The organism is Actinosynnema sp. CS-041913 (genome assembly GCF_050942485.1).
Lineage (GTDB): Bacteria > Actinomycetota > Actinomycetes > Mycobacteriales > Pseudonocardiaceae > Actinosynnema.
The window spans coordinates 3,315,103-3,341,467 of sequence record NZ_CP192037.1 but is presented as its reverse complement, the minus strand read 5'-3'; the positions used below and the strand labels follow the sequence as shown (position 1 = coordinate 3,341,467).

Genomic DNA, 26,365 nt, shown 5'->3' with positions numbered 1-26,365 from the left:
CGGTCTCACCCGGCCATCCACGCGGTGAACTTCTGGGTCACCGCGTCGAAGTTCGCCGCCCACCACTTGGCGTTGCCCAGCACCACGCTGTGCTTGTGCTCCGGCGAGAACGCGTCGATGCGGCGCTGGACGTCGTCGAAGTTCGGCTTGATCCCCTCGTTCACCGGCTGCACGGAGGCCAGCTCGGAGAACTTCGCGGACTGCTCGGGCTTGCTGGTGAAGGCGATGAACTTCATCGCGAGGTCCCGGTTGGCCGAGCCCTTGGGCACCACCAGGTCGTTCCAGTTCACGATGGTCTTGTCCCACACCGGTTCGAACGGCGCGCCGGCCTTGAGCGACTGGTGCGCGCGTGCCGTGGACACCAGCGCCAGGTCCACCTGGCCGTCCACCATGGACTGCTGGATCTGCCCGTAGGTCTTGGCGAACGTGGTGACGCTCTTGATCACGTCGAGCTTGCGCAGCGCGCGGTCGACGTCGAGCGGGTAGAGCTGCTCGACCGGCACGCCGTCGGCGAGCAGCGCGTCCTCCAGCAGGCCGGCCGCGACCTCCGGCGGCACGATGCGCCGGCCGGGGAAGCGCACCGGGTCGAAGAAGTCGGCGATCTTCGTGGGCGGGTTCGCACCGAACTTCCTGGTGTCGTACATGAAGATGATGCTGTAGTAGTAGGCCGGGACGCCGCACTCGCTGACCGTCTCCGGCGGGAAGGCGCTGCGGTCCACCACCGTGAAGTCCAGCTTCTCCAGGTACTTCCCGCAGTACTGCTCGGCCGCGGCGGCGCTGGTGTCCACGGCGTCCCAGGTGACCTTCCCGGCCTCCACCATGGTGCGGAGCTTGGCTTCGTCGACCGGCCCGTCGTTGCGGAACGCGGTGCCGGTCTCGGTGGTGAACGGTTGCTGCCACGCGGTCTTCTGGTTGTCCTGGAAGGAACTCCCGGTGGACACGAAGGTGAGCGTCGGCCCGCTCGGCCCGCTCGCGCCGCAGGCCGCCGCGAGCACGAGGACCAGGGCCAGACATCCGGTGGTGATTTTTCGACGCACGGCGACCTCCGAGGTCGGCGGTGACAATGGAGCCCGCGACGGGCGTTAGTTCCCGACCGCGGCCACGTGCTTGCACACGAGGCGCACGAGCGTGTCCGCCTGCTCGTCGGTGATGACCAACGGCGGCGAAATGACGATGTTGTTGCCGGCGGCGCGGACGATCAGCCCGTCCGCCCGCGCGCCGGACTGCACGCCGGCGGCGTCCCGGTCCAGCTCGATCCCGAGCATCAGCCCGACCCCGCGCACTTCGCGCACGTGGTCCAGCCCGGCCAGCGGAGCCAGCCCTTCCATGATCCGGGCGCCGACCGCCTTGGCCCGCGCCGGCAGGTTTTCCCGTTCCAGGATGTCCAGGTTGGCCAGCGCCACGGCGGCGCCGACCGGGTGCCCGTTGTAGGTGAAGCCGTGCGGGAACCACGCCCCGTCGACGAGGTCGAGCACCCGCCGGCCGACCAGCACCGCGCCCATCGGGATGTAGCCGCTGGTCAGACCCTTGGCCGTGACGACCATGTCCGGCTCGATGCCGTAGTGCTCGGCGGCGAACCAGTGCCCGATCCGCCCGAACGCGGTCACGATCTCGTCCAGGACCAGCAGGATGTCGTTGCGGCGCAGCACCTCCTGCACCCGCGGCCAGTAGTCCGGCGGTGGCGGGACCATGCCGCCGACGCCCAGCACCGGTTCGCCGATGAACGCCGCGATCCGGTGCGCGCCCAGCTCGGCGATCCGCTGCTCCAGCTCGGCGACCAGCGCGTCGGTGTCGTGGTGCAGCGCGTGCGGCTTGCCCAGGAACTCCACGTCCGGCAGCAGCGGCCCGAAGCCCTGGCGGAGCCGGTCGATGCCGGTGGCGGCCAGCGAGCCGCCGGCCATGCCGTGGTAGCCGCCGGTGCGGGCCAGGATGACGGTCCGCTCCGGGTGCCCCGCGTGGTGGTGGGCCAGCCGGGCGAGCTTGATCGCGGTCTCGTTGCCCTCGGAGCCGCCGTTGGTGAAGAACACCTTCTCCAGGCCGGGCGGGGCCAGCCGCAGCAGCCGCTCGGCCAGCCGGATGGACGGCTCGTTGGAGTAGTCGCCGAAGGAGGAGTAGAACTCCAGCCGTCGGATCTGCCCGTCGGCGGCCTCGGCCAGCTCCGGCCGACCGTGGCCGACCGGGCACTGCCACAGGCCGCAGGTGCCGTCCAGGTAGGACTTGCCCGTCACGTCCCACAGCACGGCGCCCTCGCCGCGGTCGAAGATCACCGGCTCGTCCGGCGCGCCGATCGTGGTGTGTGGGTGGATGATCGCGCGCTTGTCCAGCTCGGCCAGCTCGGCCGGCTCGCCGGCGATGCCCGGCCGGCCTTCCGGTGCCCGGTCTTCCGGAGCCCGCTCTCTTGGGGTGGTCATGTCCGTGGTCCTCACAGCTTGATCGCGATCGCCTTGGTCTCCAGGAACGCCTCGATGCCCTCGGCACCGCCCTCGCGCTCCTGCCCGCTGTTCCGCATGCCGCCGAACGGCAGCTCCGGCCGCACCGGAGCCGGGTCGTTCACCCCGATCACCCCGAAGTCGAGCCGGTCGGCGGCGGTCCACAGTCGGCTCAGGTCGCGGCCGAACAGGTAGGCCGCCAAGCCGTACTGGGTGTCGTTTGCCCTGGTCACGGCCTCGTCGTCGGTGTCGAAGGAGTAGACCGGCAGCACCGGGCCGAAGGTCTCCTCACGGGTGATGAGCAGGTCGTCGCCGACCCCGGTGAGCACGGTGGGCTCGAAGAACGCGCCCTTCAGCTCGGCCGGTCCGGACCACCGCCCGCCTCCGACGCGGACCTGCGCCCCGCCGGCCACCGCGTCGGCGACCTGGCGTTCCACCTTGTCGAGCCCGGCCTGGTCGATCAGCGGGCCGGTGGTGGTGCCCTCGGCCGCGCCGTGCCCGACGCGCAGCGCGCGCACCTTCTCCTCGATCAGGTCGAGCAGTTCGTCGTGCACGGAACGGTGCACGTAGAGCCGGTTCACCGCGATGCAGCTCTGGCCGGCGTTGAAGAACTTGGCCGCCACCACCCCGGCCGCGGCGGCCGGCAGGTCGGCGTCGGCGAACACGATCGCCGGCGAGTGCCCGCCCAGCTCCAGCGAGGTGCGCCGCAGGTGCGTGCGGGTGTCGCGGAGCAGTCCGAGCCCGACCTCGGTGGAGCCGGTGAAGCTCACCTTGCGCAGCCGCGGGTCGGCCAGCAGCGCGCCGGCCACCTCGGCGGGCCGCGACGTCGTGATCGACTGGAGCACCCCGGCGGGCAGCCCCGTGTCGTGCAGGATGCGCACCAGCTCGGTGGCGATCAGCGGGGTCTGCTCGGCCGGCTTGACGATCAGCGGCGCGCCGGCGGCCAGCGCCAGGCCGATCTTGCGGATCAGCATGCTGGCCGGGAAGTTCCACGGCGTGATCGCCAGCGCGGGGCCTACCGGCGCCTTCACCACCAGCCCCGGCCCGTTCGGCGAGGACGGCAGCACCCGGCCGCCGGCGCGGCGGGCCTCCTCGGCGCTCCACTCCAGCATCCGCGCGCTGCCCAGCAGCTCGGCCCGCGATTCACCGAGCGGCTTGCCGTTCTCGCTGGTCAGCAGTGCGGCGAGGGAGTCCACCCGGTCCCGGATGCCGGCCGCGGCCCGGCGCAGGTAGCCGCCGCGCTCCTCGGCGGTCACCGAGCGCCACGACTCGGCTACCGCGCAGGCCGCGTCGAGCGCAGCCAGGGCGTCCTCCGCGCCACCGTCCGCGGCGCGGCCGACCGGCTCCACCGTGGCCGGGTCCACGACCTCGAAGGCGGTGGCGCCCGGACGCCACTGCCCGTCGACCAACAACGTTGCCCAGGAGTCCGTCGGCATGACCAGCCCTTCGTCGATCGCGGTGACGTGCGGTCTTGGCGGCATAGTGTCGGTCGGTCTGTTGTGATTGTCAACAGATGAGCCGGAAACCGCTACAGCCGGCGGGTTTCCGCGCACTGTCCGGCGTCGGACGCCTACAGTGCACAGCATGAACACCTCTCGAAGCGCCTCGCCCGAGCCCGCACCCGAGGGCCGGGCCGAGACCTCGACGCCGGGGCACCTGCCGATCCACGGCCTGCTGTCCTACCGGCTCAACCGGGTGGCCAACGCGATGTCCCGCAGTGCCGCCCTGCGCTACCGCCGCGAGTTCGACGTCAGCCTCGGCGAGTGGCGGACCATCGCGCTGCTGGGCGCCGAGGCGCCGCTGACCCTGAACCAGCTCGCCCGGCTGGCCGCCCTGGACAAAGCGCAGATGAGCCGGGTGGTGGCGAAGCTCAGCGAGCGCGGCCTGGTGCTCCGCGAGTTCGGCGCCGGCCGGACCACGCAGCTCACCCTGACCCGCAAGGGCGCCGCGCTGTACCGGGGGCTGATCACCGCGGCCAACGAGCGCGACCGGGCGTTCCTGGTCTGCCTCACCGAGCCGGAGCGGGCCGCGCTGGACTCGGCGCTGGAGAAGCTGGCGACGCTGGCGCGCGCCCTGGAGCGGGCCGAGGAGCGGTAACCCACCTCACTGTTGACATTATCAACACCACTCTGCCACGCTCTGCGCCATCGTCGTCGTCAGGGAGGTGCGAGCGGTGGCCGACCGCGTGACGCTCTGTGAGTGCTTCGCCCGTGACGGGCTGCAACACGAACCGGACTTCGTCCCCACCGCGACGAAGCTGTCCACTGTGGAGGCCTTCGTCGCGGCGGGCTTCCGCCGGATCGAGGCCACCAGCTACAGCCACCCGGACCGGGTGCCCGCGTTCCGGGACGCGAGCGAGGTGCTCGCCGGCGTCCCCCGCCGGCCCGGGGTCGCGTACAAGGCGACCTGCCCCAACCCCCGTGCGGTGCGCCGGGCGCTGGCCGACCTGGACGCCGGGCGCGGCGCGGACGAGCTGAGCCTGCTGGTGTCGGCGACCGAGTCGCACACCGAGCGCAACCTGCGCACCACCCGTGCCCGCCAGTGGGACAACGTGACCGAGATGGTGCGGCTGGCCGACGGCCGGTTCACCCTGGTCGGCGTGCTCTCGGTGGCACTGGGCTGCCCGTTCGAGGGTCCGGTCGACCCGGGCCGGGTGGTCGAGGACTTCGGCCGGTTCGCCGACCTCGGCGTGACCCTGGTGACCGTGGGCGACACCACCGGGCTGGGCACGCCGCCCACCGTGGGCAAGCTGTTCGCCCGCCTCGCCGCCGAGTACCCGGACGTGCCCGCGGTGGCGCACTTCCACAACACCAGGGGCACCGCGCTGGCCAACTGCGTCGCCGCGCTGGACGCCGGCTGCCGGTACTTCGACAGCGCGTTCGGCGGGGTCGGCGGGCACCCGGCCGGCATCACCTACGGCGGCGGCCTCACCGGGAACACCTGCACCGAGGACCTGGTGAACCTGTTCGAGGCGATGGGCGTGTCCACCGGGCTGGACCTGGACCTGGTGCTGGCCGCGTCCGCCCGCTGCGAGGAGGCCCTGGGCCGGCCGCTGCACAGCATGGTGGCGCGGGCCGGGTTCGGGCTGCCGGGACGGGTCGCGCCCGCCGGGGCGGTGCAGTGATGTCGGAGCCGGTCGTGACTGAGGAGACCGTTGTGCGCCAAGGGGTTTTGCTGACCGAGGACCACGGCGCGGTCCGGGTGCTGCGGATGAACCGGCCGGCCAAGCGCAACGCGCTCGACACCGCGCTGACCACGGCGCTGCTGGACGCGATGCTGGCCGCGGACGCCGACGACGCGGTCCGCGCGGTGCTGCTCACCGGCGAGGGGCAGGGCTTCTGCGCCGGCGCGGACCTGAGCGAGTTCGCCGAGCTGACGCCGGCCAACCAGGCTGCCGTGCTGCGCCGCGCCGAGCTGACCGCGCGCACCCAACTGCTGCCCCAGAAGCTGCGCAAGCCGATCGTGTCGGTGGTGCGCGGGGCGGCGCTCGGCGGCGGCGCCGGACTCGCCATCGGCTGCGACATGATGGTGGTGGCCACCGACGTCAAATTCGGCTACCCGGAGCTGCGGCACTCGATCGTGCCGGCCATCGTGATGACCGGGTTGCAGCGGCAGATCGGCCGCAAGCTGGCCTTCGAGCTGGTCAGCCACGGCAGGCTGCTCGGCGCGGAGGAGCTGGCCGGGATCGGCCTCGCGAACCGGGTGGCCGCGCCGGACGAGGTGTTCGACATCGGCCTGGAGATCGCCACCAAGTGGGCCGAGGCGAGCCCGCCGGCGATGGCGGCCACGAAGGACCTGTTCTACCGGGTGGCGGACCTGCCCGTCGACGAGGCCATGCGGGCGGGACGCGACGTCAACGCCATCATGCGCGGTTTCCGGGGTTGATGGCGGTGCGGCCACTGTCCGGAGTGACGGTCCTCGACTTCTCCCGCGTGCTCGCGGGCCCGATGGCCACCCAGGTGCTCGCCGAACTCGGCGCGGAAGTGATCAAGGTGGAGCGGCCGGGCGCCGGGGACGAGTCCCGCGGCATGCAACCCGTGCTGCCCAGCGGGGAGAGCGCGTACTACTTCGCCTTCAACCGGGGCAAGCGCTCGGTGGTGCTGGACCTGAAGTCCGAGCGCGGCCGGCGGCTGGCCCGCGACCTCGCGGCGACGGCCGACGTGCTGGTGGAGAACTTCCTGCCCGGCGCGATGGACCGGCTCGGGCTCGGCTACCGCGCGCTGTCCGAGGTCAACCCGGGTCTGGTCTACGTGTCCTGCACCGGCTTCGGGCAGGAGGGTCCGTACTCGGACCGCCGGGGCTACGACACCGTGTTCCAGGCGCTGTCCGGGCTGATGTCGCTGACCGGGCACCCGGACTCGCCGCCCGCCAAGGCCGGCGTGCCGGTGGCGGACATGACCTCCGGGCTGTGGATCGCGATCGCCGCGCTCACCGGGCTGGTGGGCCGGGGCAGCACCGGCCAGGGCAGCCACGTGGATCTGGCCATGATGGACGTGCAGGTCAGCCTGCTCGCGCTGGCCGCCGCCCGGCTGTTCGCGCTGGACGAGGACCCGGGCCGGACCGGCACCGAGCACCCCGGCCGGGTGCCCTCGGCGGCGTTCGAGTGCGCCGACGGCGGGTGGCTGCACATCAGTTGCAGCGACCAGCACTGGCTGCCGCTGTGCGCCGCGCTCGGGCTGGGCGAGCTGGCCGACGACCCGGAGCTGCTGCGCAACGCCGGGCGGCTGGCGCAGCGGAGCCGGGTGATGTCCGCGCTGGCCGTGGCGTTCGCGGCGCGACCGCGGGCGGAGTCGGCCGACGCGCTGCGGGCCGCCGGGGTGCCGGTCGGCGAGGTGAACAGCGTGCGGGAGATCCTGACCGACGAGAACACGGTGGCGCGCGGCATGGTCGACCAGTTCCGGCACCCGGTCGCCGGGACGTTCCCGGCGCTGCGGACTCCACTTCGGATGTCCGATGTGGACGGATGCTTCGCCGCGGCGGAGGTCGGTGTGCCGCCGGGACTCGGGGCGGACACGGACGCGGTGCTGCGGGAGCGGTTGGGGCTGGGCGACACCGAGATCGAGGCGTTGCGCGGGGAAGGGGCCATCGGATGACACTCAACGGCGCCGAGGTGCTGGTGGAGAAGGGCGACGGGATCGCGACCGTCGTGCTCGACCGGCCGGACGCCCGCAACGCGCTGAACCTCGCGATGTGCCTGGCGCTGCGGTCGGCGTTCGAGGAACTGGACTCCGCCGACGACGTCCGGGTGGTGCTGGTGCGGGCACGCGGCCCGGTGTTCTGCGCCGGCGCGGACCTGAAGGAGCGGGTGGGCCGGGACGCGTCCTGGGTGCGCCGCCGGCGGCAGGCATCGTTCGCCGCCTACGAGGCCATCGAGCGGTGCAGCAAGCCGGTGGTGGCGCTGGTGCAGGGCCCGGTGGTGGGCTCCGGCGGGGAGATCGCGATGAGCTGCGACTTCGTGGTCGCCTCCACCGCGGCCACGTTCCGGTTCCCCGAGCCGCACTGGGGCACCGTCGGGGCCACCCAGCGGCTGCCGCGGGTGATCGGCCGGGCGCGGGCGAAGGAGCTGCTGTTCACCAACCGGGTGATGTCGGCGGCGGAGGCGCACCGGGTGGGCCTGGTGGCGCGCCTGGTCGAGCCGCATGAACTCGACGCCACCGGCGCGGAGGTGGCCGCCGGCATCGCCGCGGCTCCCGCGCTGGCGATGGCGTTGACCAAGCAGGCGGTCGACCTCGGCGCGGAGACCGACCTGGACCGGGGCATCCGGATCGAGATGGCCGCGATCGAGCGCAACCTCGCCGACGGCGGGTGGCGCGCCGGCGTGGCACACTTCAGCGGCTCGGCCGAGACAGCGGAGGACTGATGGACGTCGAGCCGGCCGGTATCTGCCCCCTGACGACCGACGCGGTGCTGCGGCGGGCCGCGACCATCGCGCCCGACCTGGAGGCGGTGGTGACCCCGCAGGGCCGGACGACCTACGCGGAGCTGGCCGCGGAGGTGCCCCGGATCCGGTCCGCGCTGGCGGCGGCCGGGGTCGTGCGCGGCGACCACATCGGGATCTGCCTGGGCAACGGGCCCGGCTGGGTCGCGCTGTTCCTCGCGATCGGCTCGCTCGGCGCGGTGGCGGTGCCGGTGAACACGCGGCTGCGGGCCGAGGAGTTCGGCTACGTGCTGCGGCAGTCGCGGGTGCGGCTGCTGTTCCTGGCGGACCGGCTGCTGAACGTCGACCTCGCCGGCCTGCTGCGGCAGGCGTGCCCGGCGGTGGACGGCACGCTGCCCGATCCGGCGCTGCCCGACCTGCGCCGGGTCGTGGTGCTCGGCGCGGACGTGCCGGCCGGGGCGGGCTCGTGGGAGGACTTCCTGGCCGCCGGCGGCGCGGAGGTGCCGGCGTCCTGCACGCCGGAGGACGTGCTGCTGATCCAGTACACGTCCGGCACCACGTCCTACCCCAAGGGAGTGCTGCTGACGCACCGGAGCATGTGCGCGGACGCGTTCTTCTCCGGTGGGCGGATGGGGCTGCGGGCCGGCGACCGGTTCTACAGCGCACGGCCGTTCTTCCACGTCGCGGGGACCACGCTGTCGATCCTCTCCTGCCTGCAACACGTCGTGACGCTGGTGGCGATGGAGCGCTTCGAGGCGGGCGAGGCGCTGCGGCTGTTCGAGGAGGAGCGGTGCACGCACTTCTCGGGCAACGACACCATCGCGCTGATGCTGCTCAACCACCCGGACCGGCCACGGCGTCGGCTGGTGCTGCGCGGCGCGTGGCTGGCGGCGTCGCCGACCATCGTCCGGCGCGTGATCGACGAGCTGGGCGCGCGGGAGTGCGTGGTCGGGTACGGGCTCTCCGAGGCGTCGCCGAACGTCGCGCAGTCGGCCTGGTGGGAGCCGGAACCGGTGCGGGCGGCGGCGCGGATGCTGCCGGAGCCGGGAGTGTCGGTGCGCGTGTGCGACCCCGCGTCCGGTGACGACTGTCCTGTCGGGACTCCCGGTGAGATCGTGGTGCGGGGCTGGAACGTGATGGCCGGGTACTTCGACCTGCCGGAGGACACGGCGGCGGCGCTGTCCGCCGACGGCTGGCTGCGCACCGGTGACCTCGGCCGGCTGGACGAGGACGGGCGGCTGGAGTTCCTGGGCCGGCTCAAGGAGATCATCCGGGTGGGCGGGGAGAACGTGGCGCCGACCGAGGTGGAGAACGTGCTGCACCGGCACCCCAAGATCCGCCAGGCGGTGGTGGTCGGCGTGCCGGACGACCGGCTGATGGAGGTGCCCTTCGCCTTCGTGGTGCTCAACGAGGACTGCGCGGCCACGCCGGAGGAGCTGCTGGAGTGGGTGAAGCCGCGGCTGGCCGGGTTCAAGGTGCCGCGGCGGGTGTGCCTGGTCGACGGGTTCGAGCGGTTCGGCATGACGGCCAGCGCGAAGGTGCAGCGGCGGCACCTGGTGGAGCACGCGGTGCGGCTGCTGGACGCCGGAGACGTCCGATGAGGGCGGCCACGCCGGCGCGGTCGATTGCCGAGGGTGCCCGATGAGGATCGTCACGCCGGTGACCCGGCTGCTGGGTGTCGATCTGCCGATCGTGCAGGCCGGCATGTCCTGGGCCTCCTCGGCCGCCGCGCTGCCGTTGGCGGTGTCCCGGGCCGGTGGCCTCGGGGTGGTGGCGGCGGGGCCGATGCGCCTGCCGGACCTCGTCTCGGTGCTGGACGAGGTCCGGCACGGCACCGACCGTCCGTTCGCGGTGAACCTGCCGCTGTACCGGCCGGGCGTCGACGAAGTCATCGACCTGCTGGTGGCCCGGCGACCACCGGTGCTGATCGCCTCGCAGGGCGGGCCTCGTCGGTACCTCGCGCGTTTCCAGGACGTCGGCACGGTGTGCCTGCACGTGGTGGCCGGCGTGGAGCACGCGCTGAAGGCGGCGGAGTCCGGTGTGGACGGTCTCGTGGTGGTCGGCGGGGAGGCGGGCGGGCATCCGCCGCCGAGCCAGGTGTCCACCCTGGTCCTGCTGCGCGCGGTGGCGGCGGCCGTCGACCTGCCGCTCGTGGCCTCCGGTGGCTTCGCCGACGGTCGCGGGTTGGCGGCGGCTCTGGCGCTGGGCGCGGGCGCGGCGCAGTTCGGCACCAGGTTCCTGCTCAGCGAGGAGGCCAACGTGCACCCGGCCTACCAGGACGCGGTGCTGCGGGCAGGGGTGGCCGACACGCGACTGGTCGGCCACGGCCTCGGGCCCGTGCGCACGGTGGCCAACGAGTTCGCCGAGCGCATGCGGGAGCTGGAAGGCTCCGGCGCCGATCTGGAGACCCGTCGCGCCGAGTTCGCCAAGTCCACCCTGCGCATGGCCGCGCACGACGGCGACGTGGCCCACGGGAAGGTCGAGGCCGGCCAGTCCGCCGGCCTGGTCGACCGGATCCTGCCCGCCGCCGAGATCGTCCGCCGGATCGCCGATGAGTACGCCGAGGTGGTGGCCCGGCTGCCGCACCCCGAGCCGCCGCCCGCCTGACCGGCCGCGGAGGCCTGTCTCATCGGCGTTCGTTGCCGAACAGGGTCGGCTCGACGCAGTTGTGCAGCAGCGGATCGACTTCGGCCTCCCGGCGCACCCAGTCGCCGTCGCCCCAGTAGAACGCGTCCGGGCCGACGATGGGCTGGTTGCGGGCGGTCGGGTGGCCGGTGAGCCGGGCCGCGAACCGCGACAGGGCGGTCAGGTGGGTCAGGTGCAGGCCCGTGCGCACGCCGTACAGGGCCTCGAAGGCCGCTGCGGTCGCGGCGAGGTCGGCGTTTCCCGGGCCGCCGCAGTAGCCGTTCACCGACACCTCGACCACCTCCGCGCCGGCGCGGACGGAGCTTGCCGCGCACGCCACCGCGAGGCCGAAGGTGTTGTGCGGGTGGACGCCGACCGGGCCGTCGACCGCGCGGACGAGGTCGGCGAAAGCCTCCGGGCCGAGCGCGCCGGGGCCGTCGAACAGGGTGATCTCGTCCGCCTCCGGCAGGGCCGCGAGCGTTTCGGCGAGCACGTCGCGGGTCAGGTAGGACGCCATCATCAGGGCTGCGACGACCCTCAGGCCGCGGGCTCGGGCGTGCGTCACGACGACGGCGGACCGGGCGACGAACTCCGCTCGGGTCCAGGCCTCGCCGCGGGCGTCCGGGTCGTAGACCGACGACGCCGGGCCGAAGCCGGGCACCGGGACCTGCACGCCGTCGTAGCCGGCGCGCAGCGCCCGCTCTACACTGTCCACAGTGGACACGAACGGGCACACCACCACGCAGTCGGGGTTCTCCGACTTGACTGCGGCCACGTCCTCGCCGGAGTCGTCTGATAGAGGAAGGACGATCTCGGGCACGCCGCAAGCAACAAGCCGGCGCAGGAAGGCGAGCTTGGCGTCCGGCGTCACCGGCAGCGACCCGATCGTGCGCATCGTCGTGTCGCGCAGCCGCACCCGGGCCGGCATCGCACGATCACGGTTTCCGGGAGCGACGGACCACCGGCCCGGCGAGTAGGCGCCCGGCACCCGTGAGCGGGCGATGTCGGCCCGGAAGGCCTCGATCTCCCCGCTGCCGAAGGCCGTCACCGCTCCACCAGCTCGGCGATCACCGCGCCGAACAGCTCGCCGTGCAGGTCCACCGCGGACTCCTCGGTCATCGGCGAGAACAGCGCCGCGCCGCTCATCCCGTTCAGCACGACGCCCCGGTTGGCGAGGTACAGCCACAACGCCGCGCGGACACCGGAGCCGACACCGGTGTACACCTCGCCGGCGTTGCGCGGCGGCGTGGGCGTGAAGGCGTACGAGACCCGGCCGCCGAGCCGGCCGACGTGCCACGGCAGGTCGTGATGGGCGATCACCGACTCGACATCGCCCTGGTAGCGGGACGCGAGCCGGTTCATGTGGGCGTAGGTCTGCTCGGTCATGACCTCGCCGAGCACCGCGCGCATGGCCCGGACGGCGAGCGCGCCGCCCGCCAGCGTGCTGCCCAGGCCGCCGTCGCCGGTCGCGGTGTAGCGCGCGGTGGCCGCCGCGACGGCCTCGGACATGCCGTAGACGCCGGCCGGGACGCCGCCGGCGAGGCACTTGCCCATCGTGATCAGGTCGGGCTCCAGGCCCAGTTCGGCGGTGCAGCCGCCGGGACCGGCCGGGATGGTCTGGGTCTCGTCGATCACCAGCAGCGTGCCGGTGCGGCGGGTGAGGTCGCGCAGGGCGGCGTGGAAGCCGGGGTCCGGGCTGATCACCGCACCACCGTTGGTCATCACCGGCTCGGCCAGCACCGCGGCCACGTCACGGGGCTCCAGCGCCCGTTCGAGCGCGGCCAGGTCGTTGAACTCCACCACCTTCGTGGTCTGCCGCACGTCCACGCCGTTGGGGTCGGCACCGGGCGGCGGGGCGACGCCGGAGGGGGTCAGGACGGCCGCGGTCTGCTCGACCGAACCGTGGTAGGCGTGGTGGAACACCAGGATGCGCTGCCGCCCGGTGGCGACCCTGGCGAGCAGCAGCGCGAACCGGTTCGCGTCGGACGCCGACACGGCGAACTGCCAGAACGGCAGGCCGAACCGACGCTGCAACTCCTCGGTCACCCACACGTGGTCCTCGTGCGGCCAGAGCGTGGTGAGACCGCGGTCGAGCTGGTCGCGCAGCGCGGCGACCACGGCGGGGTGGTTGTGCCCCCACAGCGCCGCCGTGGCGCCGAGACCGAAGTCGGCGTACTCGTGACCGTCGGTGTCGTACAGCCGCGCGCCGACCGCGCGGTCCACCACGAGCGGCACCGGCGGCGGGAACTGGCTCATCCAGTGCTGTGGCGTGCCGTGGACCTGGGACCGCCGCGCCCGCTCTCGCAGCGCGCGGGCCTTCGGCCTGCCCTCGCTCCACGCCGCACGCTCCCGCGCCAGCAGGTCGGTGAGGCGGCGGGGGTCGATTCCCGGGGCCGGCAGGTCGCTGGTCATCGCGGCTCCTCGGGACGTGGCGCATCGGTGGGGCGATCAAGCGGTGTGGGGTCGAGGAAGCGGCGTAGCACGTTGCCGGTCACGGTGGCCACCGGATTCGCGTAGCCGTTGACGCCGAGTGCGGTGCACCAGGCGATCGAGCCGGTGGCGAACACCCCGCCCCCGTGCGGGTACTCGAAGAACGCCAGGTCGGCGCGCACCCTGGGCTCGACGCTGCCGCCCTGCCGCGAGTTCGACGTCAGCACCTCCTCGATCGCGAGCTGGAAGTGGTCGCTGAACCCCTCGGCCGTCGCCAGCACCACCGTGTGCGGCGGCGAGCCCAGCGCGTGGTCGACCCGGTCGATCTCCATGCCGGCGGCGGCTCCGCTCACCAGCCCCTCCGCGTCGATCAGACCGTCCACTCCGGACAGTGCGAACGCGCCGCGTCGACCGTGCAGGTCCGCCGGCCGGTAAGGACGCCCGCGGCCACGTCCGCCCTGCGCCGCGAAGCCGACACCGACGTGCCGCTGCGGCGCCCGGCCGCGGTGTCGCCACAGGCCGCCGGCCTCGCCCGTGGTGCTCAGGTGGGTCTCCCCCGGCGGGACCTCCCAGCCGCGCGTCCCGGTGTGCCCGCGCCGGATCTCGATGACGTGCGGCGCGGCCGGTGACACCCCGGTCACCCAGTAGTAGCCGTTGCCGCCCAGGTACATCACCCGGCCGCCGCCGGCGAGGTACGCCTCGTGCGCGTCGAGCATCGCGCCGGTGTAGTACTCCGGGTGCGACCCGGTGAGCACCACGTCGTAGCCGGCCAGCGCGGCGACCCCGGTGGCGTGCAGGTCGTCGTCGCACACCACGTCGTAGTCGACGCCCTCGTGGTCGAGCCAGTCGGTCAGGCACAGGTCCGCGCTGAGGTTCCACAGGCCGAACGGCCCGACGTAACCCGGCGTGGTGGTGGTCAGCGGACGCAGCCGCGAGGCGTAGTAGCACCCGCTGCCGTCGCGGTGGTTGTCGTAGAGGCTGCACACCTTGTGCGCCGCCGCCCAGCGGTGTTGCGGGGTGGTGGGGTAGTCCAAACCGTCCGGGCCGGCGCGCTCGATGCTGGAGTGCGAGTTGGCGTAGGCGAGGTAGGTGAACGTCGGGATCAGGACCGCGACGCGCGCGGTGGTCGTACCCCGGGGTGGACGCACGAAGAACGGGATCTCCACCTGATCCGGCCCGGCACTCAGGCGGAACGCGTAGACGCCGCTGCGGAGGTCGGGCGGCACGCGCAAGATGACCTCCGGCGTCCAGCCCGCGTCGGTGAGGTCGTCGTCGTGGAAGTGCAGGGCGTCGTACTCGTCCGGCGTGAGCCGGAAGTCGATCTCCCGGCCGGTCCAGTTGGCGCCGGGGACACCGCGGGCCGGCGTGTTGACGGCCTCGGCGTGCAGCGCGTGCGGGCCGGCGTCGGGCACCGTGCCGCCGTGGGGTTCGAGGCTTGGACGCCACCGCGCCAGCACCGGCAGTCCGATCGACGCCCCCGCCGTGCTCAGGGCGGTGTCGTCGGCCGTGCCGGCGAAGATCGTCGGGCGGTCGATCCGGCCGTTGAAGTGCGCCGCGGCGATCCCGGCCGACCACCAGGCCGCGACCTGCGGTTCGATGCCGCCCGCGCCGACGTCCACCGGCCCGGCGTGGGCAGCCGACGCGCGCCAGGACCCGATCGGCCATTCCGGCACCGGTATCTGCGTCAACCGCACACCGGCGCGGCCGAAGGAGGCGGCCACGAACGTCCACCGCCCGGTGGGAATCCGTAAGTCCGTGACAGCCAACGGAATGTCCTGCGCGCCGAGCCAGACCGCGAGCCGGCCGTCGGCGGTGAGGCCGAGCGCCCACCCGCGACGCTCGCTCTCGTCCCGGCGCGCGAGGATGGCTTGAGGCCGCCCGGCGTCCAGCGTCGGCATGATCCACGCGGTGACCGTGAACGCGTCGACGTCGAGCGCCGGGTGCGCGGGCGCGCGGAGGTAGGAACCGGACGGCAGCCGTTGGACCCGTCCGGCGCGCGATCCCAACCGCCGCACGACTTCCGTGCGGACACCGGGACCGCGAGCGTCGTCGGAGCCGTGGCCCAGCCGCAGCAACGCGACCTCGTAGTCCGCCGTCGCGCTGACCATCAGCCGCACCTCGTCACCCGCCGCGACGCTCAGCGGGTCGACGTAGCCGAGCAGCGCGGCGGTCATGGGCGACGGGCTCCGGTGAGCGCCGCGACCACTTCCGCGAACGCGTCGAGCTGCCCCAGCCGGTCGTACATCGGGTACAGGATCAGCTCGTCCACTCCCGCGTCGACCAGCACGCGCAGCTCTTCCGCGCAACGGTCCGGCGGTCCGAACACGGCGACGCGATCGGCCATGTCGGTCGCGTCGTACACCGGGTTCGCCCCGAAAGACCGGTCGAACACCGGGATCAGGCGCTCGCGGGCGAGCTGCTCGGTGTCCTCCACCGCCAGGTACACGCTCTTGGACACCGCGAAGCCGGCCGGGTCGCGCCCGGTCTCGGCGAGTTCGTCGCGCACGATGTCCAACTGGCGCAGGAAGTCCGCCGTGGAGACCGGGGCGGCGCCGGTCCAGCCGTCCGCGATCCGCACCGCGCGCCGCAGCGCCGGCTCGGCCCGCGCGCCGATCCAGATCGGCGGTCCGGGCCGCTGCACGGGCTCGGGCTGCGACCGGACACCGGAGAAGGAGTACAGCTCGCCGCGGTGGTCCTCGCCGCTCCACAGCGCCCGCATCACCTCGATGCCCTCGACCAGCCGGCGCACCGGTCGGGTGGTCTCGATGCCCAGCGCGGCAAGGGTTTCCCGGTGGTAGACGTTGCCGACGCCGATCCCGACGGTGAGCCGGCCGCGGGAAAGCTGATCGATGGTGGCCAGCTCGCGCGCCAGCACCGCCGGGTTGCGCCGTCCGGAGTACAGCACGCCGACGCCCAGCCGCACCCGTTCGGTGATCGCGGCGAGGTAGGACAGCACGTGCAGCCCGTCCAGGGAGAAGTTGGCGGCGTTCACCGTGTCCTGGGTCCACAGGCCGTCGAAGCCCAGTTCCTCGGCACGGCGGGCGAACGGCGCCAGCAGGTCCGGGTCGTTGGGCACGCCGAGCGAGCACCGGGGCGGCGGGTGCACCGGTGCTACCGGATCTCGTCGCCGAACACCGTGACCGCCGAGTCCCGGTCCGCCATCCGCCGGAAGCCCTCGACCACTTCGGCCATCTCGGGCGTGGTCAGGCACTCCTGCCAGGCCTCCCAGGACTCGACCTCGATGTCCTCGACCACGTCCCACGGCGAGGCCCCACCACGCGAGCCCGCCAACCGGAAGACCCGGAACCGGTGCACGCAGTCCTGCCGGCTGGTGATCGCCTGGTCCACGGTCTTCGACCACTCGACGTACTCGTCGGCCGAGACTCCGGGCTTCAACTTGTACAGGCAGTAGACCTTCTGCACGGGGCTCTCCATTCGCGGCTAGCGATCCACGGGGGGACGAACTGTCCACACCGGAGCGGCTTCGAGTATCCGAGCGTTGTGTTGTGGATGTCAACACCGACGATCGGTTGACTTCTCCAGCAGCACGTGGGCCCAGCCGCCGTCGAACACCCGCCGCCCGACCTCCCGGAAGCCCAGACCCGCGTAGTACCGCCGAAGACGCCGGTTGTGCGCGACGCAGTCCAGCCGCAGGAGGGTGGCGCCGGCGCGGTGGCCGTGCTCGGCGGCCCACGCCAGCAGCCGGCTGCCCAGACCCGCGCCGGCGCGCCGGCGGTCGGTCACCAGGCCGTGCACGTAGACGGCGAAGGCGTTGTCGGCCTGCCAGACCGGTTCATCCGACCAGAGCAGCCGGAACGCGCCGCACACCGCGCCACCGACCCGCGCGACGTGCCACTGGCCGTCCGCGATCTGCGCCCGGACCTCGGCGGACGACAGCCAACCCGGACGCCACTGGTCGATGTTCCGCAGTGCCAGCCACTCCTCGGCGTCCCGGCGCAGCCGCAGCACGTCGTCGGCGTCCGCCGCGGTCGCCGGCTCGATCGACATCTCCACACCACGGCACGGTACCGAAAAGCAAGGTGTTGACAGTTACAACAGACGAAGCGCATCCTCACGGACCAACAGCGCCGGGACGGGGTGATGACGGTGGACCGACGACGCTTTCCGACCACCGGACAGCTTTGGCTGCTGCGCCGGGTGCTGTTCGGCGCGGCTGTGGTGCTGCTGGTGTCCGTGCTCGTCTTCGCGGCCACCCAGGTGCTGCCGGGCGACCCGGCGCGGGCGGTGCTCGGGCACGAGGCGACGCCGGACCGGGTCGCCGCGCTGCGCGCCGAACTCGGCCTCAACCGGCCGCTGGTGACGCAGTACCTGACGTGGCTGGGCGGCATCCTGACCGGCGAGCCCGGCCACTCGCTGGTCACCCGGGAGTCGGTCGGCACGCTGATCGGCGACCGGGCGGTCAACTCCGCGGTGCTGGTGCTGGTCTCGGCGGCCATCGTGGTGCCGCTGTCGGTGTTCGTCGGCGCGGTCGCCGGCCGGCGCCGGGACCGACCGTTCGACCGCGCGGTGCTCGTCGTGACGCTCGGGCTCACCGCGCTGCCCGAGTTCATCATCGCCCTGCTGCTGGTGATCCTGCTGTCCACCTCGGTGTTCCCGGTGCTGCCCGGCACCGTGCTGATCGCACCCGGGCAGAGCCCGTTCGGCGACCCGGCGCAACTGGTCCTCCCGGTGGCCGCGCTGGTGCTGGGCGTGCTGCCCTACCTGGCCCGGCTGGTGCGCGGCTCGGTGATCGACGTGTACGAGTCGGAGTACGTGCGGACCGCACGGCTCAAAGGCGTGCCGGAACGCGTGGTGTTGCGCCGGCACGTGCTGCCCAACGCGCTGGTGCCGGCGATCCAGGGCACCGCGCTGGCGCTGGCCTACCTGACGGGCGGGGTCGTGGTCATCGAGCAGGTGTTCAACTACCCCGGCCTCGGCAGCGCGCTGGTGGACGCGGTGAACAACCGGGACTTCCCGGTGATCCAGCTAATCTGCCTGGTGTTCGCCGCCTGCTACGTGGCCTTCAACCTGTTGGGGGACGTGTTGACGGTGTACGTCACGCCCCGCCTGCGAACGGCCGGCCGATGAGCGCCGCGCGGTTCCAGCGGAGCCTGCTGCGGCGCTGCCTGCGCGAGCCGCGGATGCGGGTGGGCCTGGTGTCGACCGGGCTGGTCCTGCTGGTCGTCGTGCTCGGCCCGTTCCTCGCCCCGCACGCGCACAGCGACATCATCGGCGCCCCCTATTCGCCTCCTTCCGCGAATGCCTTGCTGGGCACCGACTACCTGGGCGAGGACGTGCTCTCCCGGGTGCTGACGGGCGGGCAGAGCATCGTGTGGATCTCGTTCGTCGGCACGCTGGTCGGCGTCGCGGTCGGCGCGGTGATCGGCATGACGGCCGCGTACAGCGGCGGTGTGGTCGACGAGTTGCTGATGCGCACCATGGACGTGCTGCGCGCGTTCCCTCCGCTGGTGCTGATCCTGCTGCTGGTGTCGGTGGCGCGCGCGGAGCTGGCGCTGATGCCGCTGATCGTCGCCATCGCGTGGGTGCCCCAGGTGGCGCGGGTGGCGTACGGGGCGGCGAAGGAGGTCGTGGCGCGGGAGTTCGTGGAGTCGGCGGAAACCCTTGGCGCGCCCCGGTTGCGCATCGTGCGCCGGGAGATCCTGCCGAACGTGATGACGCCGCTGATGGTGGACTTCGGGCTCCGGCTGACCTGGTCCATCGGCATCGTGTCGGCGATGAGCTTCCTCGGCGTCGGCCTCCAGCCGCCGGCGGCGGACTGGGGACTGATGATCAAGGAGAACTACCAGGGGCTGGCGTTGCAGCCGTGGGGGGTCGTGGTGCCGGTGCTGTGCGTCGCGGTGTTCACGTTCGGCACCAACCTGATGGCCGAAGGCTTCGCCAGAACGGTCGCCCGGGTCTCACCGCAGGAGGTGCGGCCATGACAGCGGTCACCGTCAAAGGCCTGCGCGTCGACCTGGACGGACGCGGCGTCGACGTGGTCGACCACGTGGACTTCACCATCGACGCCGGCGAAGTGCTCGGCCTCGTCGGCGAATCCGGCTCCGGCAAGACCACCGCCGGCGTGACGCTGCTCGGCGACGCACGACGCGGCGCGAGCATCGTCGGCGGCAGCGTGGTCGTGGACGGGCAGGAGGTCGTCGGGCTGCGGCACGACCAGCTCACGAAACTGCGCGGCAGCACGGTCGCCTACGTGCCACAGGACCCGTCGATGGCGTTGAACCCCGCGCTGCGGTTGCGCCGCCAGCTCGACGAGCTGTTCGAGTTCCACCGGCCGGAACTCCCCGCCGCCCAGCGGGACGAGCGGATTCGGAGCACGCTGCGCGAAGTCGGGCTGGGCAGCGGCGACCGGGACGAGGACGACGCCTTCCTGGCGCGGTTCCCGCACCAGCTCTCCGGCGGGCAGCAGCAGCGGGTCACGTTGGCGTTGGCGTTCGTCCTCCGGCCGCGGGTGATCGTGTTGGACGAGCCGACCACCGGGCTGGACGTGACCACGCAGGCGCGGGTGCTGGGCACCGTGCGGGACCTGTGCGCGACCCACCGCGTCGCCGCGCTGTACGTCACCCACGACATGGCGGTGGTCTCCAACCTGGCGCACCGCATCCTGGTCATGTACGCCGGTCGGATCGTGGAGGCCGGCCCGAGCGCGCGGATCTTCGGCGCGGCGGTCCACCCCTACACCCGTGCGTTGCTGGCCGCGGTGCCGTTGGTGTCGCAGCGCCGTGAGCTGGCCGCGATCCCCGGTGACACGCCGCTGCCCGGACAGCGTCCGACGGGCTGCGCGTTCCACCCGCGCTGCGCGGACGCGGAAGCGGAGTGCGCCACCACGACGCCGGAGCCGGTCGAGGTCTTCCCCGGCCACGTCGTGCGCTGTCTGCTCGCCACCCGGCTCGGACCGGCCAGGGCCACGCCGCGCGCGGTCGAACCCCGGACCAGGGAGCAGAACGACGTGCTGCTCCGGGTGTCGGGCCTCGACGCCTTCCACGGCCGGCGGCAGGTGCTGCACGACGTGTCGCTGACGCTGGCCGCGCGGGAATGCCTCGCGCTGGTGGGCGAGTCCGGCTGCGGCAAGACCACGCTCGCGCGCAGCATCATCGGCCTGCACCACCGGCACAGCGGCGGCATCACGTTCCAGGGCGAGGAGATGGCCACCCGCGCCCGGGACCGGCCGCTGGAGCAGCGCCGCGCGGTGCACTACATCTTCCAGAGCCCCTACAACTCGCTGAACCCCCGGCGCTCGGTCGGCGAGATCCTGCGGGAGCCGCTGAAGGTGCTGTTCCCGAAGCGTGCCGGGAACGCCACGGCGGCGGTGTCCGAAGTCCTCGAACGGGTCTCGCTCTCCCCCGCGGTGGCGTCGCGGTACCCCGACCAGCTCTCCGGCGGCGAGCGGCAGCGGGTCGCGATCGCACGGGCGCTGGTGTGCCGGCCCGAGGTGCTGATCTGCGACGAGGTCACCTCCGCGCTGGACGTGTCCGTGCAGGCCTCGATCGTGCGGCTGCTGCGCCGGCTCCAGGACGAGGAGGGCCTGGCGCTGCTGTTCGTGACGCACAACCTCGCGCTGGTCCGCACGGTCGCCGACCAGGTCGTCGCGATGCGCGCGGGCCGGCTCGTCGAGGTCGGCCCCGTCGACGACGTGCTCGACCGCCCCGCCGATCCCTTCACCAGGACCCTGATCGCGGCCACCCCCGAGTTCGGTGCCGCGACACCCGGTGTTCCGTCCGCACCGCCGTCACGGGAGGACCGCACATGACCACGCGAGCAGCCAACGAGTTGAGCCGACGCGGATTCCTGAACGCCGCCGCCGCCGCGGTGGGGCTGACCGTCGCCGGGCAGGCGTTGGCCGCCTGCGGCGCCGGCGGCGGTGCGCCGACCGCCGGGACACCCCGGCGCGGCGGCACGCTCACCGTGGCGACCGGCGGCGCCAAGGGTTCGGACACCCTCGATCCCATGCTGCTCAACAGCATCCCGGTGAGCTACATGGCCCGCGTCCTCTACGACCAGCTCGCCGACTTCAGCAACGACATGAAGTACCACCTCCAGATGGCCGAGGCGATCGAGTCCAACGCCGCCGGCGACGAGTGGACGATCCGGGTCAAGCAGGACATCGAGTTCCACAACGGCAAGACCCTGGACGCCGACGACGTGCTGTTCACCTTCCAGCGCACGTTCTCCCTGCCCGGCGCGGTGACCGTGGGCAAGTTCAAGGCGTTCGTGGACCTCAACGGCTTCACCAAGCTCGACCAGCGCACGCTGCGGATGAAGCTGCTGCGGCCCAGCGCCACCTTCCCCACCGCGCTGGCCAGCCCGTTCAAGATCGTGCCGGTCGGGTTCGACCCGAGGAACCCGGTGGGCACCGGACCGTTCAAGTACAAGAGCTTCACCCCCAACCGGCAGTGGGTGTGCGAGCGGTTCGCCAACTACTGGAACGCCGACGGCCCCTCCCAGCCCAGCGCCACCCCCGCGCCGGCCGGCCTCGGCGCGAAGCCGTACCTGGACGAGCTGGTCGTCAACGTCATCAACGACGACTCGGCGCGGATCAACGCGCTGGTGACCGGGCAGGTGGACGCGATCAACCTGCTCCAGTACGCGCAGATCCCGACGATCGAGCAGCACCGCGAGCTGAAGCTGCTGGAGTCGCGGACCGGGGCGTGGACCGGGATCTACATGAACATGCAGCAGCCGCCGTTCGACGACGTCCGCGTGCGACAGGCGTTGCGGCTGGCCATCGACCGCGAGCAGGCGCTGACCGCGTGCCTGTCCGGCCACGGCGTGGTCGCCAACGACCTGCCCGAGCCGTTCGCCGCCGGCTACCCGGCGTCCCTGGTGCGCAAGCGCGACCTGGACCGGGCGCGGGCGCTGCTCAAGGAGGCCGGGCGGGACGGCGTCGAGGTCGAGCTGGTCACCGGCCCGGTGTCCACCGAGGCGGTGTCGATGTGCACGGTGCTGGCCAACAACGCCGCCGAGATCGGGATGAAGGTCACCGTGCGCCAGGTGGACACCGCCACGCTGTTCGGCCCGAACTTCCACCACTGGCCGTTCTCCGTGGACAAGTGGCCGCCCCAGGGCGACTTCCTCACCCTGATGGCGCTCACCGACCTCAGCGACACCACGACGTTGACCCATCCGGGCGGCGCCGATCTCGGTGAGTTGCGCGGCCTCTACGAGCAGGCGCAGGCGAGCATCGACGAGAATAGGCGCGCCGAGCTGACGCGGAAGATGTACGAGATCCAGTACGAGCGCGGCGGGTGGATCATCCCGTTCTTCGCCAACGTGGAGAACGCGCACAACGTGCGGACCGCGGGCTGGCCCGAGCAGGACTTCCCCGGCCGCACCTTCGGCAACGGCCGCTTCGAGCAGGTCTACCGCACCGACTAGGACGACCGCGCCAGGCCGCCGACCCGGCCGGCGTCGCTCCCGGCGTACCCCGGGCCTCACCGACGGCCCCCGCGGGGCGCGGCACACCGTTTCGTATCCGCACGCACCACAACCTGAGGAATCCCACATGACCAGCTATCCCGACGGCGCGGGCCGGGGACAGGTAGCCAGACGAACCATGCTCGCCTCCACGGCCGCCGCGGCGGCGGCGCTCGCCGCATCCGGGACGGCACTGGCCGCACCCGGCTCGGCAGCCGACCCGGAGTCCCACCGCCGTGGGTGCGACCCGTACGTGCCCGAGCCGGTCCCGGCCCAGGTGCCCGCCAGGGAGGGCTTCCTGGACGTGCCGGGCGCTCGCCTCTGGTACTGGGACACCGGCGGCCGAGGCCCCGCGGTCGTACTCGTCCACCCCGGCAGCGGCAGCGCCCTGTCGTGGCCGTACCAGCAACCGGTGTTCGCCCGCGCCGGCTACCGGGTGATCGCGTACTCCCGCCGCGGCCACTACAACTCAACAGCGCCGGACCCCGACAACCCGGGCGTGGGCGCGGACGACCTGCACGCGCTGGTCGAGCACCTCGGGCTGCGGCGGTTCCACCTGCTCGGCGCGGCGCTGGGCGGCTACTACGCGACGGACTACGCGCTGCTGCACCCCGAACGGCTGCACAGCCTGCTCATCCTGAGCAGCTTCATGGGCATCTCCGACCCGGAGTACCTGCGGGTGACCAAGCTGCTGCGACCGCCGGGCTTCGAGAACATGTCCCACGACTTCCTGGAACTGAGCCCGTACTACCGCGCGGCGAACGAGGCGGGCGCCCGGCGGTGGCAGGAGCTGTCCGACCTCTCGCTGGGCGGGCACTCGGTGGCGAGCCAGAAGATCTCCTCGCCGATCGACTGGCCCCGACTGGAAACCCTGTCCGTGCGGACCCTGATCATGACCGGCGACGCGGACCTGTACCTGCCGCCGCCGATCCTGCAGATGATCGCCGCCCACCTGCCGAAGGCAGCCACAGTGGTGTACAGCCGGGTCGGGCACTCGGCGAGCTGGGAACGCCCATCGGACTTCAACCACGACGTGCTGCGGTTCTGGTCCGGGGCCCGGTTCCCCCGCGAGACGTGCCGCTGACCGGTCCGACCGACGTTATTCCACCTCGACTCGAACACAGGTTCGAACAGTGCTACGTTCGGACCATCGGACGAGTCCGGGAGGAGGACGTGGTGGACTGGCGGAAACGACGCGAGTACGAGGAGATGGTCGACCGGTTCCGACACCTGGTCGCCACCCTCCCGACCTGGTCCGTGGTCGAACACGAGGGCCGGCCGTCCTTGATGGACCTCGAAGGCGGCCGGCTGCTCCTCGTCCTGAACAGCCAATGGGGACCGAATCTGCAACGGTTCTTCAAGACAGTCGACAACTACCGACTGCTAAGGCTGATCGCCCTACTGGAAGTAATCCCCGGCGAAGGACCAGCCCACCGAGCAGCCGTCGACTTCCTCACCGCACTGCGCCTGGAAGACACCACACCACCACAACAACAACAACAAGCGCCCTGATGCTTTGCTTTTCTTTACGCAAAAGGACGGCAGAAGAGGAACCACGGACTCAACGCGCTCCACAAGCACGCAGGTCATGGATAAAGCTGGGAACACTAAGCAAAATGACCATATCATCGATGCCCTAAAGCCTGCCGGGGGACGGCTGTCAGCGCAACACGCCGCCCGCAGAGCAACCCGCCCAGCCGACCGACCCGCGCGTCTTCGGCCTGAACGCGACCTGACACCGCAAGTGCGCGTTCCGTAGCGCGTGTGGCGTTCCAGCCGTCCCTGGCAGCTTCAGGGCTTATCGATGATGTGGTCCATTCTCGTAATGTTCCCGGCTTGAGCCCAGACTCAATGCCACTAAGTTAGACGTATATGCGCTATGATGGTTCGGTGGGTTCAATTGGGCGGGGTGCTGCTCCGGTTTTCCTTTCCGATGGTGGTCATGTCACGGAGCTGGTGTCTCTGGCGTTGTTCGCGGACACGTTTCCCAGAAGTCGCGTCGATGAGGTTCTCGACATGACGGGGCGGCGTGAGCAGCGGACCCGACTGTTACCTGCCCATATGACAATGCCACTAACTTTAGCCACGTTTTCACAGCTCAGATCGATCCAGAGGACGTTCAGCTCGACCGGATCCGGGCCATCCCGGACTCGTTGGGGCGAGAGGCGACCTGGGGATCTGCGCCTGCGCGATGCAACTATGTCCTAAGTGGACAATCTTTCGTAGTGTCATCCGGCCTGTTCGGCGGACGAACCTGGCCCTGACCAGCGGAAAGCTTAAGTTAGTGGCATTGGCCCATATGATGGTGAGTTTCTGCCTGGCGATGTGTCTGTTCTCCGATGACGACTACGAGGAGGTGATGCGGAAACTGGTCGGTTCGTTGGAGTTCATGCGGGCGTGGCGGGACGGGTGGTCGATGCCGTCCACCGCCGCCATCACATTGGCCCGGCAACGCCTCGGTGAAGAGCCGCTGAAGGAGTTGTTCTCCCGCTCGGCCGTCCCGGTCGCCGCGGCGGACACGCGGGGCGCGTGGTCGGGGACACGGCGGTTGATGGCCGTCGACGGGTTCGTGCTCGATGTCGCGGACACGCCCGGGAACATGCAGGCGTTCGGCACGCACAACAGTGGCGCACGAGCCGGGGCGTTTCCCCAGGCGCGTGTGGTGGGCCTCGGCGAATGCGGTTCCCGGGCCATTGTCGCCGCGACGATCGGATCGTCCCGTGACAGCGAGAACATCATGGTCGGGGAACTGCTGTCCGATTTCGGGGACGGTATGCTCGTCCTGGCGGATCGGCATTTCTACGGCTACAGGTTGTGGAACCGTGCCCGGGCGACCGGTGCCGACCTGCTGTGGAGGATCAATTCCACGGTCGGGTTGGAGTTCGTCGAATGGCTGCCCGATGGTTCCTGGCTCGCCTACGTGATCGACCCGGAGGTCCGGTCGGGACGGCGTCGCCGGCTTCTCGGGAGGGTTCGCGCGGGCGAGGACGTCGCCGCCGAGTCGGTGACCAGGGTCCGGGTCGTGGAGTACGAGGTCACGAACCGGACGGGCAACGGACAGGGCGAACCGATCTGCCTGATCACGACGATCCTCGATCCGTCCGAGGCGTCCGCTGTCGAACTTGCCGCCGCATATCACGAGCGATGGGAATTCGAAACCGGCATCGGTGAGGTGAAGACACGCCTCCGAGGCTCGGGCAGGGTACTGCGGTCCAAGTCGCCGGAGATGGTCCGCCAGGAAATCTGGGCCTTCCTGCTCACCCACTACGCAATACGCAAACTGATGTGCGCCGCCGCAGGTCACACAGTCGACCCGGACCGCCTGTCCTTCACCCGGTCGCTTCGCGTGGTGCGCCGTCACGTCACCCGCCGAGCGACCTTTTCCCCCCAGGGCGTCGACCAGGAGACTCACGGAGATGTTCACGGAGATCCTGGCAAAACTCAACCACCGCCGCCTTCGTGACTACCCACGAGTCGTCCGACGCACCCGGCACAACTCATACCGAGTCAAACGTACCGATGAATACGGCATGACCCACAGCCTGCCACCAACGATCCACATCCACAGACC

24 protein-coding genes are annotated in these 26,365 nt (G+C 71.8%); 15 read left to right on the top strand and 9 right to left on the bottom strand.

The features are described from left to right. Nucleotides 1-5: 5 nt before the first annotated feature. From ACQPZF_RS16010 to ACQPZF_RS16000, 3 genes are read right to left on the bottom strand one after another with little or no spacing between them, the layout of a single operon-like run. The gene (locus ACQPZF_RS16010) at nucleotides 6-1,037 is read right to left on the bottom strand and encodes an ABC transporter substrate-binding protein (RefSeq protein WP_433272303.1); all 1,032 of its coding nucleotides are present in this window, start codon (nucleotides 1,035-1,037) and stop codon (nucleotides 6-8) included. 45 nt (nucleotides 1,038-1,082) lie between these two features. Then, a complete protein-coding gene (locus tag ACQPZF_RS16005) occupies nucleotides 1,083-2,411 on the bottom strand; it encodes an aspartate aminotransferase family protein (protein WP_433272301.1) in 1,329 nt (442 codons plus the stop codon). Between the two features lie 11 nt (nucleotides 2,412-2,422). Further along, on the bottom strand, nucleotides 2,423-3,910 hold the full coding sequence (locus ACQPZF_RS16000) for an NAD-dependent succinate-semialdehyde dehydrogenase (RefSeq protein WP_433272299.1): 1,488 nt from the start codon (nucleotides 3,908-3,910) through the stop codon (nucleotides 2,423-2,425). Between the two features lie 103 nt (nucleotides 3,911-4,013). Here ACQPZF_RS16000 and ACQPZF_RS15995 point away from each other — a divergent pair, with 103 nt between their 5' ends. The 7 genes from ACQPZF_RS15995 (at nucleotide 4,014) to ACQPZF_RS15965 (ending at nucleotide 10,914) form a co-directional block, all read left to right on the top strand. Next, a complete protein-coding gene (locus tag ACQPZF_RS15995; RefSeq protein ID WP_433272297.1) occupies nucleotides 4,014-4,526 on the top strand; it encodes a MarR family winged helix-turn-helix transcriptional regulator in 513 nt (170 codons plus the stop codon). A gap of 76 nt (nucleotides 4,527-4,602) precedes the next feature. After that, nucleotides 4,603-5,553: a hydroxymethylglutaryl-CoA lyase gene (locus ACQPZF_RS15990; RefSeq protein ID WP_433272295.1), complete on the top strand. Its 951-nt coding sequence runs from the start codon at nucleotides 4,603-4,605 to the stop codon at nucleotides 5,551-5,553. A gap of 14 nt (nucleotides 5,554-5,567) precedes the next feature. Next, nucleotides 5,568-6,314, top strand: a complete 747-nt coding sequence (locus ACQPZF_RS15985; RefSeq protein WP_433272293.1) for an enoyl-CoA hydratase/isomerase family protein — start codon at nucleotides 5,568-5,570, stop codon at nucleotides 6,312-6,314. After that, a complete protein-coding gene (locus tag ACQPZF_RS15980; RefSeq protein ID WP_433272291.1) occupies nucleotides 6,314-7,522 on the top strand; it encodes a CaiB/BaiF CoA transferase family protein in 1,209 nt (402 codons plus the stop codon). The genes ACQPZF_RS15985 and ACQPZF_RS15980 overlap by 1 nt, the downstream gene beginning before the upstream one ends. Then, on the top strand, nucleotides 7,519-8,289 hold the full coding sequence (locus ACQPZF_RS15975; RefSeq protein ID WP_433272289.1) for an enoyl-CoA hydratase/isomerase family protein: 771 nt from the start codon (nucleotides 7,519-7,521) through the stop codon (nucleotides 8,287-8,289). Before ACQPZF_RS15980 ends, ACQPZF_RS15975 begins: the two co-directional genes overlap by 4 nt. Next, nucleotides 8,289-9,908, top strand: a complete 1,620-nt coding sequence (locus tag ACQPZF_RS15970) for an AMP-binding protein (protein ID WP_433272287.1) — start codon at nucleotides 8,289-8,291, stop codon at nucleotides 9,906-9,908. The genes ACQPZF_RS15975 and ACQPZF_RS15970 overlap by 1 nt, the downstream gene beginning before the upstream one ends. 40 nt (nucleotides 9,909-9,948) lie before the next feature. Then, nucleotides 9,949-10,914 (top strand): NAD(P)H-dependent flavin oxidoreductase, encoded by a 966-nt coding sequence (locus ACQPZF_RS15965; protein WP_433272284.1) that lies wholly within the window; start codon nucleotides 9,949-9,951, stop codon nucleotides 10,912-10,914. A gap of 19 nt (nucleotides 10,915-10,933) precedes the next feature. Here ACQPZF_RS15965 and ACQPZF_RS15960 read toward each other — a convergent pair whose 3' ends face one another. The 6 genes from ACQPZF_RS15960 to ACQPZF_RS15935 all read right to left on the bottom strand — a co-directional run bounded on the left by ACQPZF_RS15960 (nucleotide 10,934) and on the right by ACQPZF_RS15935 (nucleotide 17,370). Then, nucleotides 10,934-11,980 carry a hypothetical protein gene (locus ACQPZF_RS15960; protein ID WP_433272282.1) on the bottom strand — a complete coding sequence of 349 codons (1,047 nt, stop codon included), beginning with the start codon at nucleotides 11,978-11,980 and terminating at the stop codon, nucleotides 10,934-10,936. Next, nucleotides 11,977-13,344: a transaminase gene (locus ACQPZF_RS15955; RefSeq protein ID WP_433272280.1), complete on the bottom strand. Its 1,368-nt coding sequence runs from the start codon at nucleotides 13,342-13,344 to the stop codon at nucleotides 11,977-11,979. Before ACQPZF_RS15955 ends, ACQPZF_RS15960 begins: the two co-directional genes overlap by 4 nt. Beyond that, complete coding sequence (locus ACQPZF_RS15950) at nucleotides 13,341-15,536, bottom strand: N,N-dimethylformamidase beta subunit family domain-containing protein (RefSeq protein WP_433272278.1); 2,196 nt, start codon at nucleotides 15,534-15,536, stop codon at nucleotides 13,341-13,343. The genes ACQPZF_RS15955 and ACQPZF_RS15950 overlap by 4 nt, the downstream gene beginning before the upstream one ends. Beyond that, nucleotides 15,533-16,468 carry an LLM class flavin-dependent oxidoreductase gene (locus ACQPZF_RS15945; protein WP_433272276.1) on the bottom strand — a complete coding sequence of 312 codons (936 nt, stop codon included), beginning with the start codon at nucleotides 16,466-16,468 and terminating at the stop codon, nucleotides 15,533-15,535. Before ACQPZF_RS15945 ends, ACQPZF_RS15950 begins: the two co-directional genes overlap by 4 nt. A gap of 5 nt (nucleotides 16,469-16,473) precedes the next feature. Beyond that, nucleotides 16,474-16,785, bottom strand: coding sequence for a hypothetical protein (locus ACQPZF_RS15940; RefSeq protein ID WP_433272274.1), 312 nt, complete (start codon nucleotides 16,783-16,785; stop codon nucleotides 16,474-16,476). 90 nt (nucleotides 16,786-16,875) lie between these two features. Next, a complete protein-coding gene (locus ACQPZF_RS15935) occupies nucleotides 16,876-17,370 on the bottom strand; it encodes a GNAT family N-acetyltransferase (RefSeq protein WP_433272272.1) in 495 nt (164 codons plus the stop codon). A 99-nt stretch (nucleotides 17,371-17,469) separates the two neighbouring features. Here ACQPZF_RS15935 and ACQPZF_RS15930 point away from each other — a divergent pair, with 99 nt between their 5' ends. The 8 genes from ACQPZF_RS15930 (at nucleotide 17,470) to ACQPZF_RS15895 (ending at nucleotide 26,257) form a co-directional block, all read left to right on the top strand. Continuing rightward, entirely contained in the window at nucleotides 17,470-18,450 is a 981-nt protein-coding gene (locus ACQPZF_RS15930) for an ABC transporter permease (RefSeq protein WP_433272270.1), read from the top strand. Beyond that, nucleotides 18,447-19,304 (top strand): ABC transporter permease, encoded by an 858-nt coding sequence (locus ACQPZF_RS15925; RefSeq protein WP_433272268.1) that lies wholly within the window; start codon nucleotides 18,447-18,449, stop codon nucleotides 19,302-19,304. Before ACQPZF_RS15930 ends, ACQPZF_RS15925 begins: the two co-directional genes overlap by 4 nt. After that, a complete protein-coding gene (locus tag ACQPZF_RS15920; protein WP_433272266.1) occupies nucleotides 19,301-21,130 on the top strand; it encodes an ABC transporter ATP-binding protein in 1,830 nt (609 codons plus the stop codon). The genes ACQPZF_RS15925 and ACQPZF_RS15920 overlap by 4 nt, the downstream gene beginning before the upstream one ends. Further along, complete coding sequence (locus ACQPZF_RS15915; protein ID WP_433272263.1) at nucleotides 21,127-22,755, top strand: ABC transporter substrate-binding protein; 1,629 nt, start codon at nucleotides 21,127-21,129, stop codon at nucleotides 22,753-22,755. The genes ACQPZF_RS15920 and ACQPZF_RS15915 overlap by 4 nt, the downstream gene beginning before the upstream one ends. 127 nt (nucleotides 22,756-22,882) lie before the next feature. Then, nucleotides 22,883-23,878, top strand: coding sequence for an alpha/beta fold hydrolase (locus ACQPZF_RS15910; RefSeq protein WP_433272261.1), 996 nt, complete (start codon nucleotides 22,883-22,885; stop codon nucleotides 23,876-23,878). Between the two features lie 92 nt (nucleotides 23,879-23,970). Next, nucleotides 23,971-24,306 (top strand): hypothetical protein, encoded by a 336-nt coding sequence (locus tag ACQPZF_RS15905; RefSeq protein ID WP_433272259.1) that lies wholly within the window; start codon nucleotides 23,971-23,973, stop codon nucleotides 24,304-24,306. Between the two features lie 360 nt (nucleotides 24,307-24,666). Continuing rightward, complete coding sequence (locus ACQPZF_RS15900; protein ID WP_433272257.1) at nucleotides 24,667-25,002, top strand: transposase domain-containing protein; 336 nt, start codon at nucleotides 24,667-24,669, stop codon at nucleotides 25,000-25,002. Further along, on the top strand, nucleotides 24,986-26,257 hold the full coding sequence (locus tag ACQPZF_RS15895) for an IS4 family transposase (RefSeq protein WP_433272255.1): 1,272 nt from the start codon (nucleotides 24,986-24,988) through the stop codon (nucleotides 26,255-26,257). Before ACQPZF_RS15900 ends, ACQPZF_RS15895 begins: the two co-directional genes overlap by 17 nt. Nucleotides 26,258-26,365 lie beyond the last annotated feature (108 nt).

Excerpts from the sequence above, each read along its gene's own strand:
- ACQPZF_RS16005 (WP_433272301.1), bottom strand. The coding sequence starts at position 2,411 with ATGACCACCCCAAGAGAGCGGGCTCCGGAAGACCGGGCACCGGAAGGC.
- ACQPZF_RS16000 (WP_433272299.1), bottom strand. The coding sequence starts at position 3,910 with ATGCCGCCAAGACCGCACGTCACCGCGATCGACGAAGGGCTGGTCATG.
- ACQPZF_RS15995 (WP_433272297.1), top strand. The coding sequence starts at position 4,014 with ATGAACACCTCTCGAAGCGCCTCGCCCGAGCCCGCACCCGAGGGCCGG.
- ACQPZF_RS15980 (WP_433272291.1), top strand. The coding sequence starts at position 6,314 with ATGGCGGTGCGGCCACTGTCCGGAGTGACGGTCCTCGACTTCTCCCGC.
- ACQPZF_RS15975 (WP_433272289.1), top strand. The coding sequence starts at position 7,519 with ATGACACTCAACGGCGCCGAGGTGCTGGTGGAGAAGGGCGACGGGATC.
- ACQPZF_RS15970 (WP_433272287.1), top strand. The coding sequence starts at position 8,289 with ATGGACGTCGAGCCGGCCGGTATCTGCCCCCTGACGACCGACGCGGTG.
- ACQPZF_RS15965 (WP_433272284.1), top strand. The coding sequence starts at position 9,949 with ATGAGGATCGTCACGCCGGTGACCCGGCTGCTGGGTGTCGATCTGCCG.
- ACQPZF_RS15955 (WP_433272280.1), bottom strand. The coding sequence starts at position 13,344 with ATGACCAGCGACCTGCCGGCCCCGGGAATCGACCCCCGCCGCCTCACC.
- ACQPZF_RS15950 (WP_433272278.1), bottom strand. The coding sequence starts at position 15,536 with ATGACCGCCGCGCTGCTCGGCTACGTCGACCCGCTGAGCGTCGCGGCG.
- ACQPZF_RS15935 (WP_433272272.1), bottom strand. The coding sequence starts at position 17,370 with ATGTCGATCGAGCCGGCGACCGCGGCGGACGCCGACGACGTGCTGCGG.
- ACQPZF_RS15925 (WP_433272268.1), top strand. The coding sequence starts at position 18,447 with ATGAGCGCCGCGCGGTTCCAGCGGAGCCTGCTGCGGCGCTGCCTGCGC.
- ACQPZF_RS15920 (WP_433272266.1), top strand. The coding sequence starts at position 19,301 with ATGACAGCGGTCACCGTCAAAGGCCTGCGCGTCGACCTGGACGGACGC.
- ACQPZF_RS15915 (WP_433272263.1), top strand. The coding sequence starts at position 21,127 with ATGACCACGCGAGCAGCCAACGAGTTGAGCCGACGCGGATTCCTGAAC.
- ACQPZF_RS15910 (WP_433272261.1), top strand. The coding sequence starts at position 22,883 with ATGACCAGCTATCCCGACGGCGCGGGCCGGGGACAGGTAGCCAGACGA.
- ACQPZF_RS15900 (WP_433272257.1), top strand. The coding sequence starts at position 24,667 with ATGCGCTATGATGGTTCGGTGGGTTCAATTGGGCGGGGTGCTGCTCCG.
- ACQPZF_RS15895 (WP_433272255.1), top strand. The coding sequence starts at position 24,986 with ATGCAACTATGTCCTAAGTGGACAATCTTTCGTAGTGTCATCCGGCCT.